General features: G+C 67.9%; 16 protein-coding genes and 2 pseudogenes. 1 reads left to right on the top strand and 17 read right to left on the bottom strand.

Going from position 1 to position 16,853, the window contains the following annotated elements:
• From FFS08_RS13305 to FFS08_RS24060, 9 genes and pseudogenes are all read right to left on the bottom strand, one after another.
• Positions 1-1,053 carry an efflux RND transporter periplasmic adaptor subunit gene (locus tag FFS08_RS13305; RefSeq protein ID WP_249341040.1) on the bottom strand — a complete coding sequence of 351 codons (1,053 nt, stop codon included), beginning with the start codon at positions 1,051-1,053 and terminating at the stop codon, positions 1-3.
• A 145-nt stretch (positions 1,054-1,198) separates the two neighbouring features.
• A complete protein-coding gene (locus tag FFS08_RS13300; protein ID WP_137862109.1) occupies positions 1,199-2,026 on the bottom strand; it encodes a protein-L-isoaspartate(D-aspartate) O-methyltransferase in 828 nt (275 codons plus the stop codon).
• Positions 2,023-2,958 carry a hypothetical protein gene (locus tag FFS08_RS13295; protein ID WP_137862108.1) on the bottom strand — a complete coding sequence of 312 codons (936 nt, stop codon included), beginning with the start codon at positions 2,956-2,958 and terminating at the stop codon, positions 2,023-2,025. Before FFS08_RS13295 ends, FFS08_RS13300 begins: the two co-directional genes overlap by 4 nt.
• On the bottom strand, positions 2,934-4,088 hold the full coding sequence (locus FFS08_RS13290) for a glycosyltransferase (RefSeq protein WP_249341039.1): 1,155 nt from the start codon (positions 4,086-4,088) through the stop codon (positions 2,934-2,936). Before FFS08_RS13290 ends, FFS08_RS13295 begins: the two co-directional genes overlap by 25 nt.
• A complete protein-coding gene (locus FFS08_RS13285) occupies positions 4,076-4,846 on the bottom strand; it encodes a polysaccharide deacetylase family protein (RefSeq protein WP_249341038.1) in 771 nt (256 codons plus the stop codon). The genes FFS08_RS13290 and FFS08_RS13285 overlap by 13 nt, the downstream gene beginning before the upstream one ends.
• Positions 4,847-4,901: 55 nt before the next feature.
• On the bottom strand, positions 4,902-7,250 hold the full coding sequence (locus FFS08_RS13280) for a TonB-dependent receptor (RefSeq protein ID WP_171012602.1): 2,349 nt from the start codon (positions 7,248-7,250) through the stop codon (positions 4,902-4,904).
• Positions 7,210-8,139 carry a FecR family protein gene (locus FFS08_RS13275; protein WP_137862105.1) on the bottom strand — a complete coding sequence of 310 codons (930 nt, stop codon included), beginning with the start codon at positions 8,137-8,139 and terminating at the stop codon, positions 7,210-7,212. Before FFS08_RS13275 ends, FFS08_RS13280 begins: the two co-directional genes overlap by 41 nt.
• A gap of 75 nt (positions 8,140-8,214) precedes the next feature.
• Positions 8,215-8,397: a sigma factor-like helix-turn-helix DNA-binding protein gene (locus FFS08_RS24065; RefSeq protein WP_249341037.1), complete on the bottom strand. Its 183-nt coding sequence runs from the start codon at positions 8,395-8,397 to the stop codon at positions 8,215-8,217.
• 164 nt (positions 8,398-8,561) lie between these two features.
• Positions 8,562-8,663 (bottom strand): annotated as a pseudogene (locus tag FFS08_RS24060) (RNA polymerase sigma factor); the annotation flags it as partial.
• A 270-nt stretch (positions 8,664-8,933) separates the two neighbouring features.
• Here FFS08_RS24060 and FFS08_RS13265 point away from each other — a divergent pair.
• Positions 8,934-10,100 (top strand): glycosyltransferase, encoded by a 1,167-nt coding sequence (locus FFS08_RS13265; protein WP_137862104.1) that lies wholly within the window; start codon positions 8,934-8,936, stop codon positions 10,098-10,100.
• 44 nt (positions 10,101-10,144) lie between these two features.
• Here the strand turns inward: FFS08_RS13265 and sbnB are convergent, their stop codons facing one another.
• The 8 genes and pseudogenes from sbnB to FFS08_RS24315 form a co-directional block, all read right to left on the bottom strand.
• Positions 10,145-11,176 carry a 2,3-diaminopropionate biosynthesis protein SbnB gene (gene sbnB, locus FFS08_RS13260; RefSeq protein WP_137862103.1) on the bottom strand — a complete coding sequence of 344 codons (1,032 nt, stop codon included), beginning with the start codon at positions 11,174-11,176 and terminating at the stop codon, positions 10,145-10,147.
• Positions 11,173-11,913, bottom strand: coding sequence for a glycosyltransferase family 2 protein (locus tag FFS08_RS13255; RefSeq protein WP_137862102.1), 741 nt, complete (start codon positions 11,911-11,913; stop codon positions 11,173-11,175). Before FFS08_RS13255 ends, sbnB begins: the two co-directional genes overlap by 4 nt.
• A complete protein-coding gene (locus FFS08_RS13250; RefSeq protein ID WP_137862101.1) occupies positions 11,910-12,404 on the bottom strand; it encodes a hypothetical protein in 495 nt (164 codons plus the stop codon). The genes FFS08_RS13255 and FFS08_RS13250 overlap by 4 nt, the downstream gene beginning before the upstream one ends.
• A gap of 44 nt (positions 12,405-12,448) precedes the next feature.
• Positions 12,449-13,126 (bottom strand): SDR family oxidoreductase, encoded by a 678-nt coding sequence (locus tag FFS08_RS23495; RefSeq protein ID WP_171012601.1) that lies wholly within the window; start codon positions 13,124-13,126, stop codon positions 12,449-12,451.
• Entirely contained in the window at positions 13,123-14,049 is a 927-nt protein-coding gene (locus FFS08_RS23490) for a hypothetical protein (RefSeq protein ID WP_171012600.1), read from the bottom strand. The genes FFS08_RS23495 and FFS08_RS23490 overlap by 4 nt, the downstream gene beginning before the upstream one ends.
• Positions 14,042-14,986 (bottom strand): class I SAM-dependent methyltransferase, encoded by a 945-nt coding sequence (locus FFS08_RS13240; protein WP_137862099.1) that lies wholly within the window; start codon positions 14,984-14,986, stop codon positions 14,042-14,044. The genes FFS08_RS23490 and FFS08_RS13240 overlap by 8 nt, the downstream gene beginning before the upstream one ends.
• A gap of 1 nt (position 14,987) precedes the next feature.
• Complete coding sequence (locus tag FFS08_RS13235) at positions 14,988-16,562, bottom strand: WD40 repeat domain-containing protein (protein ID WP_249341036.1); 1,575 nt, start codon at positions 16,560-16,562, stop codon at positions 14,988-14,990.
• Positions 16,563-16,658: 96 nt separating this feature from the next.
• Positions 16,659-16,733, bottom strand: a pseudogene (locus FFS08_RS24315) (WD40 repeat domain-containing protein); the annotation flags it as partial.
• Between the last annotated feature and the right edge of the window lie 120 nt (positions 16,734-16,853).

Below are 16,853 nucleotides of genomic sequence, written 5' to 3'. Positions count from 1 at the left end.
TCACTTCGCGCCGAATTCGGTGCCGAACAGCTCGGCGGCGCCCGCAGTCACCGCCTCATCGCCGGGCTTGAGGCCCATGGCGAGGATGGCGGCGGGCCCGTGGATCCCGGCAACCTGAACGCGCCGCCGCTCGAAACTGCGCGGCGCGGTCCGTACATAGACCCATTCCCCGCCATAGGCGTCGTGCAGGATCGCCGACGCTGGCACGGCGAGGCCCTGTGCGGCGCCTCCCGTCGCCGGCAGCTCGACCGCCACGCGCTGGCCGACGGCGAGCCGGCCGGTGTTCGGGATCGAATAATAGAGGTCCACGCTGCCGGCGGTGGCATTGGCGGAGGGAGGCGCGGCGACCGGTCGCCCCGAAATGGCTCCCCCTTCGCCGCCGAGCGGCCGGATGGCGGCATCGGCGGCGCGCGTCACGCGCACCACGTCGGCGGCGAGCACGGGCACGCGCACCCACAGGATGCGCTGGCGCCCAAGCGATGCGACCGGGGCGCCGAGCAGGCTGCGCTGCGCGCGCGCGGTGGCCAGGTCCGCCTGCGCGACTGCCGCTGCGGCGAGGGCGTCGTCGCGTGCCTTGATGCTTCCCGCCTCTTCCCGGACCAGTGCCTCGGCACGCTGCGCGTTGATTCCCGCCACCCGCGCCTGGGCCGCGGCGCGGGCGATATCGCCATCGGCGCGCGCCTGGTTGCCGGCGAGCGTCATCAGATCGGTGGTCGTGGTGATCGGGACGCTGCCAGGCGCCGCGGGAGGAACGACCACCTCTCCGTGCGTCATGATGGCATTGCGTTCCTGCCCAGGCGTGGCTGCCGAAACCGCGATGCCCAGGCGGCGCTCGGCCTCGGGCGTGAGCGTTATCCGCATGAGCTCCGATTCGTGCGCGACCGGATCGACCTTCGCCGGCTTCACGCCCGCATGGGGCGCAGAGGGGCCACCGCAAGCGGACAGCGCCACCAGGGCGAGGCAGGGGGCGGCGGCGCGAAGGGCGATCGGCAGCGGGCGTCCGGAGCGCCGCGAGGCGCAGCCCATCGCCGGAAGCGCTGGTTCGAGATTCATCCGGCAACCCTCCACCCAAGATCCATGGCGCGGATCTAGCGGCCCATAGCTTCGCGGATTTCCGCCGGAACTATACGATATGCGAAGGTTGGTCGGGGCTCCCGGCGATCCATCGAGCAGCACGCCGAGTCGCAGGGCCTGAACTCTACTTGGGCGTCGCTGGTTCGAAGTCGGGATGGGCGACCTCGTTCTCGAAGCAGAGAGGAATCTTCTCGAACAGCCCGTTCGCGTTCTGGGGGCGCTTGCCTTGCCCGGTGAGAGGCACGAACATCGACCAGCCCAGCGAGCAGCGCCGATATTCGGTGTCGCTCGTGCGCGTGACGACGAGGATCTGTTCCGTGGCCCAGCTACGGCCGACGGGCATCACCAGCCTGCCGCCGACCTTGAGTTGGTCGAGCAGGGGCTGGGGAACGCGTGCAGCCCCCGCCGCCACGATGATCGCGTCGAAGGGAGCCCGTTCCGGCCAGCCCGCATATCCGTCGCCGGTGTGGACCGCGACATTGGCGAAACCCAGGCGAGTCAGCCGCTCGCGCGCCTGGTCGGCGAGTTGCGGCACAATCTCGATGGACACGACCTGGCCGGCCAGCTTGGCGAGCACCGCCGCCTGATATCCCGAGCCCGTGCCTATATCGAGCACCTTCGCGTTGTGGCCGGGATCGGCCGCCGCCGTCATGATCGCTACGATATAGGGGTTCGAGATCGTCTGGTCATAGCCGATCGGCAATGGAATCTCGTGATAGGCCTCGCTTCGCAATGTCGTCGGTACAAAGGCTTCGCGCGGAACTTCCTGCACCGCCGCGAGCGCGCGCGCGAGCGCCGGATTGTCCGCACTCGGCGCGGCGGCGCGAACGGCGGCGCGGATCCGGGAGACCATGGCCGCCCGAGCATCGGCTTGGCCGGACAGCTGCGGCTTCCCTGCGGCAGTTCCGAGGAGCATGGCGATGCAGGCGAGATTCTGTCGCAGCGCGCTCATGACGAAGGTCGGGAAGCGGACAGAAGGGATGCGATCGAAGTGATCGCGCCTACCGCCATATGCGTGACCAGCGTCAGCGCCGCGACCAGCATGGTGGCGGCCGCGAGACCGGAACCCGGCCCCAGCAGCGCGAGGATCAAGGGCGCCAGCAACGCGTCGCGCGCCGGAATCAGCGGCAGGCGGTGGACCATCATCCGTAGCGTCGCCACCGCGATGAGGAGCATGGGCGAAAGATCGGGCAGCAACAGCTTCCAGAGCAATGCCGTGAGCACCAGGCTCAGCACGATCCTCAGGCTGTGCAGGCCGAAAGTGACGATGAGATCGCGGCGGGAAAGCGTGAGCAGCGAGACGAAACGCCGCATCGCCAATATCCCGAGCGAAGACAGGATGATGACGGCAACCGAGGCCACGAAGCTGTTGAGCAGCGCGCCGCCCGCGATTGCGTAGAGCAGAGGCGCATTGACTGCCATCATGATCAGCGTGGCGAGGTTGCCGGCGAGGGCCGAAAGCACGGTGACATCGCGCAGCGTGCCGAACACCGAGCCCTTCAGAGGCTGATGCTGCCGGGCCCAGAGATAGAATTGCGCGTCGCCCGAATAGCCGAAGACGATCTCGTTCGCGACTTGCTTGCGGAACAAGGCAGGCACCGCGTCCGCCCGCAATTTCCACAGCCGATGGAGGATCAGCCATTCCATTGCGGGACCAAGCGCATAGAAGAGCGCAAAGCATAGCCAGAACCAGGGATTGGCAGGCGCGGAGGCGAAGCGCGAAGTGTCGATCCCGCCAAGCTGCACCAGCACGGCGAGCAGGACGGCCACGGACAGGCCCAGGCCGGCGATCGTCAGCAGCCATTCGCGGACGGGGCTGGTCGCGGGGAGAAGCGTGGCCGCCGGATCGGCGAGCGCGTTCACCGGGTTGGCGGAACTGGCCATGCGAGCTCGTCGATTTTGGAGGGGAGCGGAGCCCAGCTCTTCTCGCCGCGGGCGGCGTCCAGGAAGGTGTCGAGATAGGTTCCGGCGGACCGTTCGATCGTAAAACGGTGCAAATGCGCGTGGCGGCCCGCATGCAGCGGAGGAACGGCGTCCAGATCCGCGATCGCGGTGGCGAGGGCGGCTTCATCGCGCCGCACGATCGCGCCGAAGCGGCCATCGCCGAGCACGCTGCGCACGCCCGAACCGCTGTCGGTCGAGATGACCGAGAGCCCGGCAGCGAGCGCTTCGATCAGCACCGCGGGCACGCCTTCGTAGCGGGACGAGAGCAACAAGGTGTCGAAGCCGGGCAGCTGCGATGCTGCATCGGGCATGTGGCCCGCGAAATCGACGCGCGCCGCCAGGCCGAGACGGGCCGCGAGGGCTTCCAGTTCCGCACGGTCCGGGCCGTCCCCATAGATCGTCAGCGTATCGCCGGCGCGCGCGCCGCGCGCGAAGGCACGCAGCATCAGCGGATAGTCCTTCTGCGCGGCCAGGCGCCCGATCGCCACGAAGCGGCGTGGCGTATCCGTGCGGCGGCATGCCGGCGCGCGAATCCGGACTTCCTCGATTGCGGGGTCGTGGATCACCTGGAACGAAGCCTTCATGCGGGCGGGCAGATCCTCGGCCATCGCCTCGTCCATGATCACCCAGGTCCATGCGAAGCGCGCCTGCAGGCCCAGCCAGCGCCGCCACAGAAAGCGCGACACCGGCGGCAAGTCACGGCGCGCCATGTCGTTGCTGATCTTGACGACGATCGCCGGGCAGCGCCTGCCGAAGCGCAGCATCATCGCCGCCGCAACGATGGTATAGGTGCTTCCGGAGACGAACAGCACGTCCGGGCGTGTCCGGCGAATCTCGGCAGGCAACCTTGCGATCATCCAGAGGGTTTCCCACCTCGCCGTGCCGATCGAGGGTCGGGACGGAACGGCATAGACCAGGTCATCGGCCAGCTCGGCGCGAAGCGCTCCCTCCTCGCGACCCAGGAAGAGCCGTGCGTCGATGCCCATCGCCCGCCAGTGCCGGACGAGCCGGAGCGCGACTCGCTCCACGCCGCCCGGCTCGAAACTGTGCAGGAAGGTCAGGACGCGCACGCAAGATCCTCGACCATGTCGCGATAATGGCTGGGCAGATGGGACCGCGCGATCTTCGCGACGGTACGACGAATGCTCGAAAGCGTGGCCGGCACCGTCACGTCCCCGGGATGCACGCCGACACGCACGATCCTGGGCAAGGGAATCACCCGCGCGACGCTGGCGACGGCGAGCGACGAGAGCATGCGCGCGCGGGTTCGCGTCGCCCAGGTGATCACGGGAGAATTGACGAATATGCGCCCTGTTTCCGGCGCCCACACTCGCATGTGATCCTCGGCAAGCGGGATGCCGAGCGTCTTCATGGCCGCATGCGCGCCATTGCCATAGAGCCAGGCCGGGGCGATGAAGCCCGCGATCGGCCGGCCGATAATATCTTCGATCAGGGTCCGGCCGGCATGGATGCGGCGCTCGGCTTCCCCGGCGTCGAGCCCGAGAAACTCGCCCTCGCCGGCGGTCATCCGGCTGGCCTTGACGCGATCCTGCCAGGAATCGTGCTCGGTCTCGTCGCGATGGCTGTAGCCATGGAGAAACATCTCGATCCCGTCGTCGGCCCAGCGGCGCAGGCGGGCCGCGAAGGGAGAGCCCGGGCGAATCTCCGCCTCGCGCCAGAAATCGGGAACGACGAGCATTGCCGGTCGTGCCACCCCGACCGAAGCAAGCTCTTCGAGGAGCCGATCGATCGCCGGCTCGTGCCGCGGCGACACGTCGTGGATCGAGGCGAGGAGCCGGCGGGGCGGCGTTGTTCCTGGGCGAGTCACATCGGCAAGACGCCGCCGCCGGCCGCCGCCGCAGCCAGGGCGCGATCTTTTTTCGTCAGAAGCCGCGCGAAATGGAGAGCGAGAAGGTGCGGGGCCGCAGCGGCGTGTACTGGTGTTCGCTGTGGATCGAGAAGGGGTTGCCATAGGCGAAGCTGTCGGCGCGCGCATCGAGCAGATTGTCCACGTCGAGCGCTATGGTAAAGGATCCGGCCACGATCCTCGCGCCAATGCGTGCCAGCGCATAGTCGCCCATGCCGCGATCCAGTCCGTCATCGAAGCTCAACCGCGAAGCGCCGACATAGTTCAACGCCACATAGGAAGTGAGCTTGTATCCCAACAGCCGGACGGAGTGCTCCATGGCGAAATCGGCGGCGACGTCGGGGACGACGGGGAGGCGGCGATCCCTGGGCAGACGGGTGCCGTCCGCCGCGTTGATCAGGCGGGGGCGCTGGAGGGTGAAGCCGCCGCGCAGCTGCCACCCCTTGCCGGGGCGCCAGATCCCGCTTCCCTCCAGCCCGAATATCGTCGCGTCGCCGGCATTGTGGGTGGCGACCAGGCCGGCCGGCTCGAGATAGTCCGACTGGATCGAGTGCCAGCCGACGTGGAAGCCGGCAAAGGTGAATTCCAGCCGGCCGCCGTCGATCGCCGCGCGGCCGCCGGCCTCGATGCTGCGGACGGAATCCCCGACATAGCGGCCGGTGCGGCTGTTGTTCGGATCGATGCCGCCCGGTCGGTACGCGGTGCCGAGCCGGACATAGAGGAGGCGGTCGCTCGTGAAATTATAGGAGAGCGAGGCACTGGGCGTGAAGCCGATCACCGCGTGATTCACCCGGCGCGCGTCGAGTTCCTCCTGGCGTTCGTCCTCGGTCGTGGCGCGGAAGAGGCGCATGCCGAGTGCCAGCTTCAGGCGCGAGGTGAGCGGATAGGCGCCGTCGGCGAACACCGAAGTCTCCGTCACCCGGCGATGCAGCGTGAAATAATCGGGCACGGTACCGGTCATCGTGTCGATCGCGCCCGTCGCGCGCGTCACTGCCGAGATGTAGGAGACGCCCGTCGTCCAGGCGAAGGAACTGCCGGGCGCCGAGGCCAGTCGAACCTCCTGGTCGAAGACGCGATAGGCACGGCCGTCGCGATAGCGCAGCGCACCGGGCACGCCCAGCGGTCCTGCCGCCGCGCTCGCATCGAACACGTCATGCTGATCCTGCCAGGCATGGCTGGTGACTGCGGTGAGCCGCAAGGCGCCGATCGGACCGGAGACGACCGCCTGGGAGAGCGCGAAGATGCCGCGGCGTGGCTCTCTCTGGGTGATGTTGCGCGTCAGGTCCTCATAGTCGCGATCGACATATTGGCTGTCGTCGGCCCGGTTCGCCTGATAGGCGCCGATCAGGTCGGCGGTCCATCCGGTCGCGGTCGCGAGGCGGAGGGCGGCGCGTCCGCCGGCGGTATGCGTGCGATTCACGTTCGAGGGGCCGTTGGCGTCGTCGACCCAGCCCGCGTCGGTGCGCGCATAGCCCACCAGGCGCAACGCGGCGCGATCGCTGATGAGCGGCAGGTTGAGCGTCGCCTCGCCGCTTGCGCCCAGGCCGCCCGATCCGACCGCCTGCGCGCCGATGGTCGCTTCACCCGAAGTGGAGCCGATCACCGGCCGGTTGGTGACGATGCGATAGACGCCGCCCAGCGCGCCGGTGCCGTAGAGCGGCCCCTGCGGCCCCTTCAGGATTTCGACCCGGTCGATATCGGCGAGATAGAGGCCGGGATCGGCCGCGTCATAGGTGACTCGGCCTTCATCGACCTGCACGCTCACGGTGGATTGGCTGAAGCCGTTGAAGGGGCTGTCGGCAAGGCCGCGGATGAAAGGCCGCTCGCGGCCAAGGCCGCCATTGGATACATTCAGCCCCTCGATGACGCGAGCCACGTCGCCGGCGCGGGTCGCGCGGTCGAGCCGCGCGGGGTCGCGCGGCACATAGACTGCGATCGCACCGGCGGTCGAGGACAGGGTTTCGGGCAGCTTGCGTGCGGTGACCACGATTTCGTCGTCGGTGTCCGAGAAGGGCTGGGGTTCGGGCGATGGAGACGGCGCGGCGTGGCGCGAGGCAGGACGGGGGCGTGCGAGGATGCGGAACGCCCTGGGGCCGATCCGCACGGCGTGTACCGGTGTTCCCTGCAATATGCGGTCCAGCGCATCGCGCGCGGACATGTGGCCGCGCGCCGCGCGCGTGCGCGCATATGGCAGGCGCGTTTCATAGACGAACGAGATGCCGGTCTGCGCGGAAAAGGCTTCGAGAATATCGGCCAGGTTGCCGGCGGGCAGGGAGATTGCGAAACGTTCGTCCCGCGCCTGGGCGGGAGCCGATAACAGGGTGCTAGCCGCCAGTACGATCGACCAACCGGACCGTCTGACCATCGCTCTCCGCATGCAGCCCCGTCAATTGGGTGAGGGTGGAAACCATTGCCCGGCGATCACCGGGCGCGAGCACGCCCGAGAAGGAGCGCTGCGCGACCGGACCGGAGACCGACACGGGTTCCCCCGTGTAGCGGGCGATATCGGCGGCGACCAGTGCGAGCGGCGCCTGATCATAGACGAAACGTCCGCTCCGCCAGGATGCGATGCTCGACACTCGTGTCGGGCGCAGCGTGATCCTGCCGGCCTGGGCGAGCGCTTCCTGGCCGGCCGAGACCAATGTTTCCGATGTCTGTCCAGGTACTTGGATCGCGACCTTGCCTTCCTCTACGGACAGGCTGAGTACGCCGTCGGCAGCGCTGACCGCAAAGCGGGTGCCGACATCGCGGATGCGATAGCCGCCTATTTCGACGACGACGCTCCGCGCCGGATCGTGGCGGATGTTGAAGAAGGCACTGCCGCTGAGCCGTATCGGCTCACCCGCCCGGGGCGACGAGAGTCGCGAACCGGCGCCGAGCGTGGCCGTGACGCCGCCGGCGAGTCGCACGGTCTGCGTCGTCCGCGCCGCGCTGGCGAACTCGTGTGCGGCCGGCGCCTCGGGATGGTTGCCCTGGAATCCGATGACGGCAATGGCGATCGTCGCAGCGGCGGCGATGCCGGCACCGGCCGCCCAGCGCGGGAAGCTGCGCGCGGGGATTTCCGGCGTTTCGATGGCGGCGGCCAGTTCGGGAAGCGTCGCGTCGATCCGCGCATCCAGCAGCGCGATCTCGGTATAGGCCAGGCGACGGCCCGGATCGGCTTCCAACCAGGTGGTGAAGCCGTGCCAGTCCATGTCGTCATGCTGTTGCGCGACGTGCCAGCGCGCCGCGGCTTCGTGAATATCCTCGTTCATCGCCCGATTCCCGACATCGGTTCGCGCCGATGCCTTCCCTGTTGTCGCATGAGACGCCGCCGTGCTGCCGGCACCTCAGTTCCCAAGCGCGCGGCGCAGATGCGCCATCGCCACTGCGATATGCTTCTCGACTCCGCTGCGGCTGATGCCCAGGCGCGCGGCCACCTCGGCGTGCGGCAGCCCTTCGAGCTTGTGGAGGCGAAAGGCGCGGCCGGCGCCCTCCGGCAGTTGCGCGATCGCCGCGCGGAGCGCCGCCACTTCCTCGCGCGCGATGAGTGACTCGAGGGCCGGAGGCCCGGATCGACGCGGTCGCCGACGACGGTCTCGGCCTGGGTGTCGCTCCAGTCCTTGTCGCGCGCCTCGCGGCGGCGGGCTTCGCGAAGGCGGTCGAGCACAAGATTCTGCGCGGCGCGATAGAGATAGGCGCGGCCATTCGCGACCGGTCCCGGCGTGGCGTCGCGAATGCGCAGCCACAATTCCTGGAGCAGATCCTCTGCCTCCGCCGGATTGCCCGTGCGCGCCACGAGGAAGCGCAGCAATTCGCCGCGCAGTTCCTCGTAAAGCTGGGTGAGTCCGGAAGCAGGGGCGGGGATGGGTCAGCTCCTTCCGCGGGCGCATTTGCCCGATGTCCCCGCGCCGGGCAAGCGGGAGTGCGGGACAAAAACTTTCGGCACACTACTGCGGTGCAGCGCGATGGCGGCGTCCTTGCTCCAGTGTATGAGTGAACGAGCGGAAATCATGCCTATCCTGCCGCAGTCGATCCCGGGTAGCGCCGCTGGCGGGGCCGGCGCGAGATGAGGATCGTGGATGTCAGCGCCTTTTACGCGCCCAGGGGTGGGGGCGTGCGGGCCTATGTCGATCGCAAGCTGGCGGCTGCGGCCGGGCTTGGCCATGAGATCATCGTGCTCGTCCCGGGCAAGACCGATGCCGTGATCCGGCGCGGCCCCGGCGCGGTGCTGGAGACAGTGGCGTCTCCGCCATTCCCGCTCGACCGGCGCTATCGCTATTTCGACGACGAGAAGGCGCTCCATCGCGCGCTGGATCGCTGGCGCCCCGATTTCGTCGAGGCGTCCTCGCCCTGGGGCAGCGCATCGATGGTGGCGCGCTGGGACGGCGCCGCGCCGCGCGCGCTGGTCATGCATGCCGATCCGCTCTCCGCCTATGCCTATCGCTGGTTCGGGCAGGTCGCGAGCATCGAGACGATCGATCGCGGGTTCGACTTCTTCTGGCGGCACCTGCGGCGGCTAGGCGAGGCCTATGACATGGTCGTCAGCGCCAGCGGCGAGTTCGCGGCGCGGCTTAGCGGCGGGGGGATGCCCGGCGTGGTTACCATCCCGATGGGCGTCGAGCCGGGAATCTTCACGCCCCGGCATCGGGATCCGCGATACCGCGCCGCGCTGCTTGCCGAATGCGGGCTCGATCCCTCCGCGACCTTGTTGCTGGGAATCGGCCGCCACGCGCCGGAGAAGCGCTGGGGCATGGTGATCGACGCGGTGCTCTCGGCGGCCACCCAGCATCCGATCGCGCTGCTGCTGGTGGGCGAGGGGCGGCTGCAGGGCCGGCTGATCGCGCGTGCGGGCGGCTCTCCGCACATCCGCATTCCGGGGCCGCTCGCCGATCGCGGCGCGCTGGCGCGCCTGATGGCGAGCGGAGATGCACTGGTCCATGGATGCGAGGCCGAGACGTTCTGCATGGTCGCCGCGGAGGCGCGCGCAAGCGGGCTGCCGGTGATCGTGCCCGATCGCGGCGGCGCCGCCGATCATGCCGATCGCGCGCCGAGCCTGCGCTATCGCGCGGGGGACGCGCACGCACTGCGCGACGCCATCCTCGCCTTTGTGGCGAGCCATTCCGCTGCCGCGCCCCGTGCCCTGGATGAGGCGCCACGCACCATGGACATGCACTTCGCGGAACTGTTCCAGGCCTATGGCGTGCTGAGATCCGCTGCCAGCCGCGCGGCCTGAGCCGCGGCCGGGGGCGTCATTCGCCGATGTCCGGCGCGGACAGGTCAGTCGAAGGCGGCAGGGACGAAGAAGCCCGGAATCTCGATTGCCAGGCCCCGCTCGACGGCGCGGCGCCAGATCATCGCGCCCAGCGCGATGTCGAGGATGCCCAGGCCGAAGGGCGAGAATAGGCGCGGCCGTGTCGGATCGGGCGCGATGCGGCCTGCTATTATGTCTTGCAGCGTGCCGGCGACGAACGCGTGCGTACCAACTTCAAGCTCGGCGCGGTGCAGCGAGGTGTGCGCCTTCAGGCTGTGATGGACATCGTCGACGATGTTCTGCGACTCCAGAATCCGCGCCGTCGATATGTCGCGCAGCGACAGATGGAGGACGGTCGGATTGGCGGCAAAGGCACGTGCATCATCAAGATGCGGCTCGCCGGCAGTGGTTGCCAGCACGACCAGAGTCGAGGGCGCCATGGCCGTTGTCGCGTCGCCGGCGATATGAACGGGACAGCCGAGCGTGCCGCGGATCCACTCCGCGCAGCGCGCGGCGGCCTCGACATCGAGATCAAACAGTCGCACTGACTCGAACGACCATTTCCTGTGCAGCAGCCAGGCCAGCGTGGCGCGTGCGATCCGGCCGGTGCCGATCAGTGCCAGGGTTCCGCTGCGGGCGCTGCCCAGCGCCTCGGCTGCCTGCGCGGCCAGGCAGGCCGTGCGTGTCGCGCTGATCGCGGCGCCTTCCAGACAGGCGACCGGGTAGCCTGTGGCATAGTCGTTCAGCACCAGTATCGCGGAGGCGCGATCGAGGCCCGCCGTGCGGTTGCCGGGAAAGCTCGAGATCCATTTGATCCCGGCCAGATCGATGTCGCCGCCCAGATAGGCCGGCAGCGCGATGATCCGGTCGCGGGGCTTGTCCGCAAAGCGCAGGAAATAGCTGTCCGGATTGATCGAGCTGCCCTCGCAATGGAGCCGATAGCCGGTCGCGACTGCGTCGAAGACCGCGTTGGGGTCGCTCTCCAGCAGCGTCGTCACCACCGTGCCTGGCACCACATGGAAGGCAGGAGGCAACGTCACGGAGTCGCGCGCGCTCATGGCTGTTCTCCAGCGGATGGTCCGACGGGATCATGGGCGCGCCGCGTCTCGTTGAGGACATGGGCGCTGACATCATAGCCAAGGTCGAAGACCCGGCAATGCGCGAGAACGGCCGAAGTCAGGCCCGCGGCACCGAAGTCCAACGAGAAACGATATTCCATGTTGGTGAAGTCGCTGGGGTGGAAGCGAATGCCGCGCGCCCGCAGAGTAGCGGCATGCCATAGCCCCGGGCGCACCACCGCGCCGGGCCAGGGGTCGATATTGTAGCGAAAGGTGGCGGCGGGCGCATAGTCGCGCCCGGTGTCGTGATCCAATGCGAAATGCCCCATATCCCGCGACACGGCGATCGCCCGCAGGCAAGGCTCGTGCACGATCGCGGTGTCGAAGATGACCTGGCTGAAGCCGGCCTCGACGACGGCGGTTGCCCGAGAGATCCAGTGCCCTTGCTCGATCAGGATCGTGTCGTCTTCCCAATACAGGATCAGATCCTCGTCGACCGCCTCGAGCATCGTCATCAGGCTGGTGCCCTGACCCTTCAGATGAGCCGGCTTGCGGATCAGCTCGAACTGCGGCCAGCGTGCCTGCATCGCCGCGACATCGGCGTCGGGTGAGCCGTCGTCGATCACGACGAACCGGCGAACTCGCGCAAGGTCCAGGCAGTTGAGCATCACGCTTTCCACGGCGCGCATGAAGTGGCGGGGCCGGCGGCAGCTCAGGCAGACCAAGGCGATGCTCATGGCAACGCCCGATCTCGCGGCTCGAAGGACAGCCTCGTCAGATGGCCGCCCTGAAAATCACGTGCGGTCCCGCATTGCGCCGCGATCCCCCCCAATTGGCCGGGGAGGCCGAGCAGCTGATCGGCAAGCCCAAGCATCAGAGGATTGGGCGCGGCGAAGGGCAAGGCCGCGCGCATCGTCTGGACGATCCGGGCCGGCGTCCATTCCAGCGCCACATGCATTGCGATGATCGCCGCCGCCGTCGACCGGCTGACGCCGTACCAGCAATGAAACAGGATGTCGGTGTCTTGCGGCCATTCGCGCACAAACGCGATCAGGCGGCCGATGATCGCCTGGTCGGGTGCGATCTTGCCCTGGGCAGGGAGCCAGATGTCATCGATATCGAGCATCAGGTGGGTCTGGTCCGGACGAAAGTGCCGCTCGAGCGCGTTTCGTTCGACGAGTGGCAGGCGAATCAGCGACGCGGCATATTTCACGCCGGGCCGGGCCACTGCCTCGGGGACGCGATCGAGCGAGCAAACAAGGATAGCCATTGTCAGCGGCCGGAATTGCGTGCCGTCAGCACGATCTCTTGTATATGCGCGGACGCCGGCGCCTCCAGCGCGAAGCGGATCACCGTGGCGAGATCGTCATAGCTGATCGCATCGCCGCGCGAGACGGAAGGGCTGTCGTTCGCGCCGATGCTGTCCGGATAGATTGTCGTCACGCGCATCGGCGTGCCGCGCAATTCGCGGATCAGCCCCTCGGCGAGGCCGTCCTGCGCGCGTTTCGCCATTATGTTGAGCGCGGTATCCGAGAAACCAGGCTTGGCCGAAGCGGCGGCGATCTGCACGATCGGGCCGCCCGCGGTCATCAGCCGGACGGCGCTTCGCAGGCAAAGGGCTGCGGCGATCGAGACCGACTGGATATGACGGGCGATCGTCGAAGGATCGACATCGACCAGCGTCTCCGGCGTCCATACTCCCGCGCAGTGAACGAAGCCGTCGATCGGCGTCGCCAAGGCCTGGCATTCGCTTGTCAGCCGCTCGACGGAATCGGGATCCGCGAGATCGGCCGCGAAATAATGTGCCGCATCGCCCCGCGCTACGGCTTCGGCCAACGGTGCTTCGCTGCGCCCCCACAGGATCACGCCATGGCCGGCGCCGCTGAGCCGGCGGGCGACGTGCTTTCCGGTGCCGCTTCCTCCGCCGGTGACGATATAGGTCCGGATCATTGCTCCATCCCCCCGGTTTCCCTGAATAGCTGCCACCGCATGGCCGAGGCCGGATCGACTGCACCGTCGACTGTGCAGCGAGCCGCGCCCGCGTCCAGCGCGACCTCGACCAGCGCGGCGGGTGCCGCGTCGGGCTGGCGGTCGAGCATGGCGATCAATGCCGCGGAGGCCGCTGCCCCCGCGCCGCTGGCATCCAGGACCGTCACGTCGCGAGCCGGCCGATGCACTGCCGATGCGTTCCTGGCAGCGATTGCGAGGCCGTTGGCGGAAGCGGTGACGACCGCGAGATCGGCGCCCATCTCGACGATCAGATCGGCGCGTGCGGCGAGTTCGCGAGGATCGGTGATCCCTGCCGCCGATACCTGCAGCACGAGCCGGCCTTGGATTCGCGGCCGCCAGCGCTGGATCAGGGGCGCCAGCGAATCGCATGGGCGGAGCCCGCCGTTGAGGAAGACGAGCGTCGGCGCGTGTCGAAGATCAACGCAGATCAGCGGCTCCAACCAGTCGAACAGATCGAGATACAGGTTGCGCGCTGCCGGCGCGACGACGCCCAGTTCGGCGAGCGAACGCAAGCCGGGACCGGGATCGCAATACCAGACAACTTCCCGGTCGATATGCTGGAGCTGGATCTCCATGGGCGCGCCGCAATCGGGACCCAGCGTCAGCCGCTCGATCCGGTCCTCGAGCAGCGCGATCGCCGCCTGCTGGTCGCGCCCCCGTCCGGGATGAGTCAGATGCGCGGCGACTGACCAGCCGCGCCCCGCAAGGTCCAGGCCCACCAGCGGGGCGTCGGCAGTCAGCGTCGGCCCCAGCTGCACGCCGGCCTTGCCGCCGCCGACGTCCGCCAGGGCACAGGGAAGCATGAGCCGCTGCACGGCGGCGAAATAGCCGATCACGGCGAGATCGGCGGGGGGCTCACTCATTGGCGGGGCGCTGTGCGAGCACGAGGTGACTGCGCCAGTCATAGCAGCGTTCGAACCCCCAATTCTCGAGATAGGGTATGCCGCCCACTTGTCGGCGAACTTCGAGGCCTGCCGAAACCAATGCGGCCGCCATTGCCGCAGGGCCGGCGATACGGCGCGGCGCCGGCGTCTCGGCGCGCCAACTGAGCAGATCGATCCACAGCAGATGGCCACCCGGGCGCAGTTGCCGCGCCGCTTCGGCGAGTGCGTCGACGGGATCGTCGAACAGGCTGAAGGCGTTGATGGCCGCGACGAAATCGGCGCCGCCATCCGTGGGCAGGCTGGCCAGGGTCTGCGCAATCGGCCGAGCCGGTGGCCGCGGCGCGATGGTGAACCAGCCGATGCCGTCCTCCGATCGCTCGAAATCGACGCGCTTGGGCAAGGTCAGCCGCGTCCCGCTCTGGAGCAGGGCCGCGAAGACGAGGCTCTCCAGCGAGATGTCGGCCTGGATCACCATTGCTTCCCTGCGGCGGCAGGCGACGTCATAGCCGAACGCGCCGGTGCCGCAGCCGATCTCCACCAGCCGGAACGATTCGCCCGGCGCGGTGATCGAGAGGACTTCGTTCAATCCCCAGCTATGCGGCCCGGCGGCGCCTGCGTCCCGTTGGGCTGGATCCTCGATCCATGGCCCCCAGGAGAACTGGATCGACCGGCAGAGCTTGAACAAGCTCTCATAGTCATGGTCGCCGGCCCGTAGCTGGTGCGGCACCGACGGCGCCGGCGATAGCCCGGCCAGCGCGTCGAGCAGGGCAAGAAACGCGTCCCGGCCGGTGCTTGCGCGGAATGTTCGCGCAGTCTCGATCGCGGCTGCGACATTGGCGGCCAGCCGGCTCCGCGCGCTCTCGTCCGCCTCGGCCAGCAAAGCGTCCAGCCGTCGCCTCGCCTCCTCGCTGATCATGTCAGCGCGCGGTCCGCATCTGGTTGCAGCGATGATGAACCGCAAGCTCGCCTGACGGCTTCCATCCTCCGATCGTGCCGTCCCACCCGGCGGTCAGCGCAAGATCGCCGAGAAAGGCAACTGCGGGCACGCCGGGCTTGCCGTGAAGCTTGAGGATGCGCGCACCCCATCCGCTCTCGGTCCGCGACCATAGCACCCCGTCGCCGTCATAGGCTCCGCTCAGCAGCCGGGTGCCGTCGCCATTATAGGCGATCGCCTTGATCGATTTGCTGTGCACCAGCGGCAGCGTTTCGTTGAGCCCGCCTGTCCGCGAATCCCAGAGACGGATGCGGCCGTCACGCGATGCCGATGCGAATTCGGCCGATGCCGGGTGCGCGGCGACGGCGTTGATGAGCACCAGCCCGTCCTGGACGATGTGAAAGACGCGCCGGCCGTCCCGCCAGCCCGATATGGTGTCGTCGGACGAGCCGGCGATGAGTGTCCCGGACTTGCCGCACCAGGCGAGCGACTTGACCGGCCCGTCATGCCCGCCGATCTCCTTGAAATCGGCCAGGCCGGAATCCCATGCCCGGATCATGCCGTCATAGCCGGCGGTGAAGAAGGTGCCGGTGCCGGCGTCGAAGGCGATGCTGTTGACCGGTCCGCCGGGCACGTTCCGCGTGGCGACCAGCACGCCCCGCGCAACATCGAACAGCTTGAGCGCGCCTCGATAATCGGCGCTCGCGATTCGTCCGTCCGGCGTGAAGATCACGGCGTTGACGATACTGTCGTGCCAGTAGAGCGGCGTCTCGCTCTCCACGCCCAGGATGCAGCCGTCGTCGCGTCCGGCAAGGATGCCGGCGGTTCCGGCGGCGATGCAATTGATCCCCAGGGTTGGCGCCTTGGTCCGCGCTGCGCCAGTGCCGTCATGCCGGATCGGGCTTCCGCCGAAGCTGCCGACAAAGATCGATTCGCCCGGGCCGAATGCCGCCGCCCGCTCCCACTGGAACGGGGCGGACAAGCTGCCGGTGACGGCGAGATCGGGCACAGAATGCAGCCGCACCAGCCCCTCATAGGATCCAGTCAGCAATCGCGCTCCGGCGCCGTCGAAGCCGACGAAGCGCACCGCCCCGCCGCTCAGGTGGCTGGCGATCTCGCGCCCGGTATCCGCATCCCAAAGCCGCAGCCGGGAATCGTCGCAGCCCGACGCGATGAACCGGCCGCACGGCGACCAGTCCACTGTTTCGGGGTCGCCGGGATGCTCCAGGACCAGCAGCTCGGTGCCGTTCGCGCTGTCCCAGACGCGTGCGGTGCCGTCCTCGGCCGCGGAAACGAGCCGGTCGCCGGAAGGCGAATAGGCCAGCGCGAACACGCCATGCTCATGGCCGTCTATCGCTGCAGCTTCGGCGCATGCTGCAACGTCCCAGATGACGATGCGCGCGGTATCCTTCGCATCGAGAGCGGTGGCCAGATACCGCCCCGACGGATGCCAGGCGACGGCGTTGACGTCGTCGCCATGCGGCCCGAGGCGGGCGCGCAGCAGGCCGGTGCGCGCTTCGAAGACATATACGAAACTGTCGGCGCTCGCCGCTGCCACCAAGTCGCCCGAACGATCGAATGCGGCGTGATTTATCAAGTCATTTGCTTGAAATGACCATAATTGTTCCATGTTGATGTCAGAGACCATGACCTTACCATCATAGCCTCCCGAGCATAAAAGATCCGAATCGGTTGATACTGCTACGGTGGTGATTGGACTGTCATGCATTACGATTCGCCCATGCTATTTCACGCATCTTCGTTAATCTGTGTTGACGTTCAAGAGAAATGTGAAATATTTTGAATGTGAGCTTAATCGTCGGATTCTTTCGGTTAAATTTCCGATTTA

It is taken from the genome of Sphingomonas sp. 1F27F7B, from assembly GCF_005503355.1.
In the GTDB taxonomy this organism is placed as follows: Bacteria; Pseudomonadota; Alphaproteobacteria; order Sphingomonadales; family Sphingomonadaceae; genus Sphingomonas.
The sequence above is the reverse complement of the archived record's forward strand: the minus strand, read 5'-3'. Positions and strand labels throughout refer to the sequence as shown.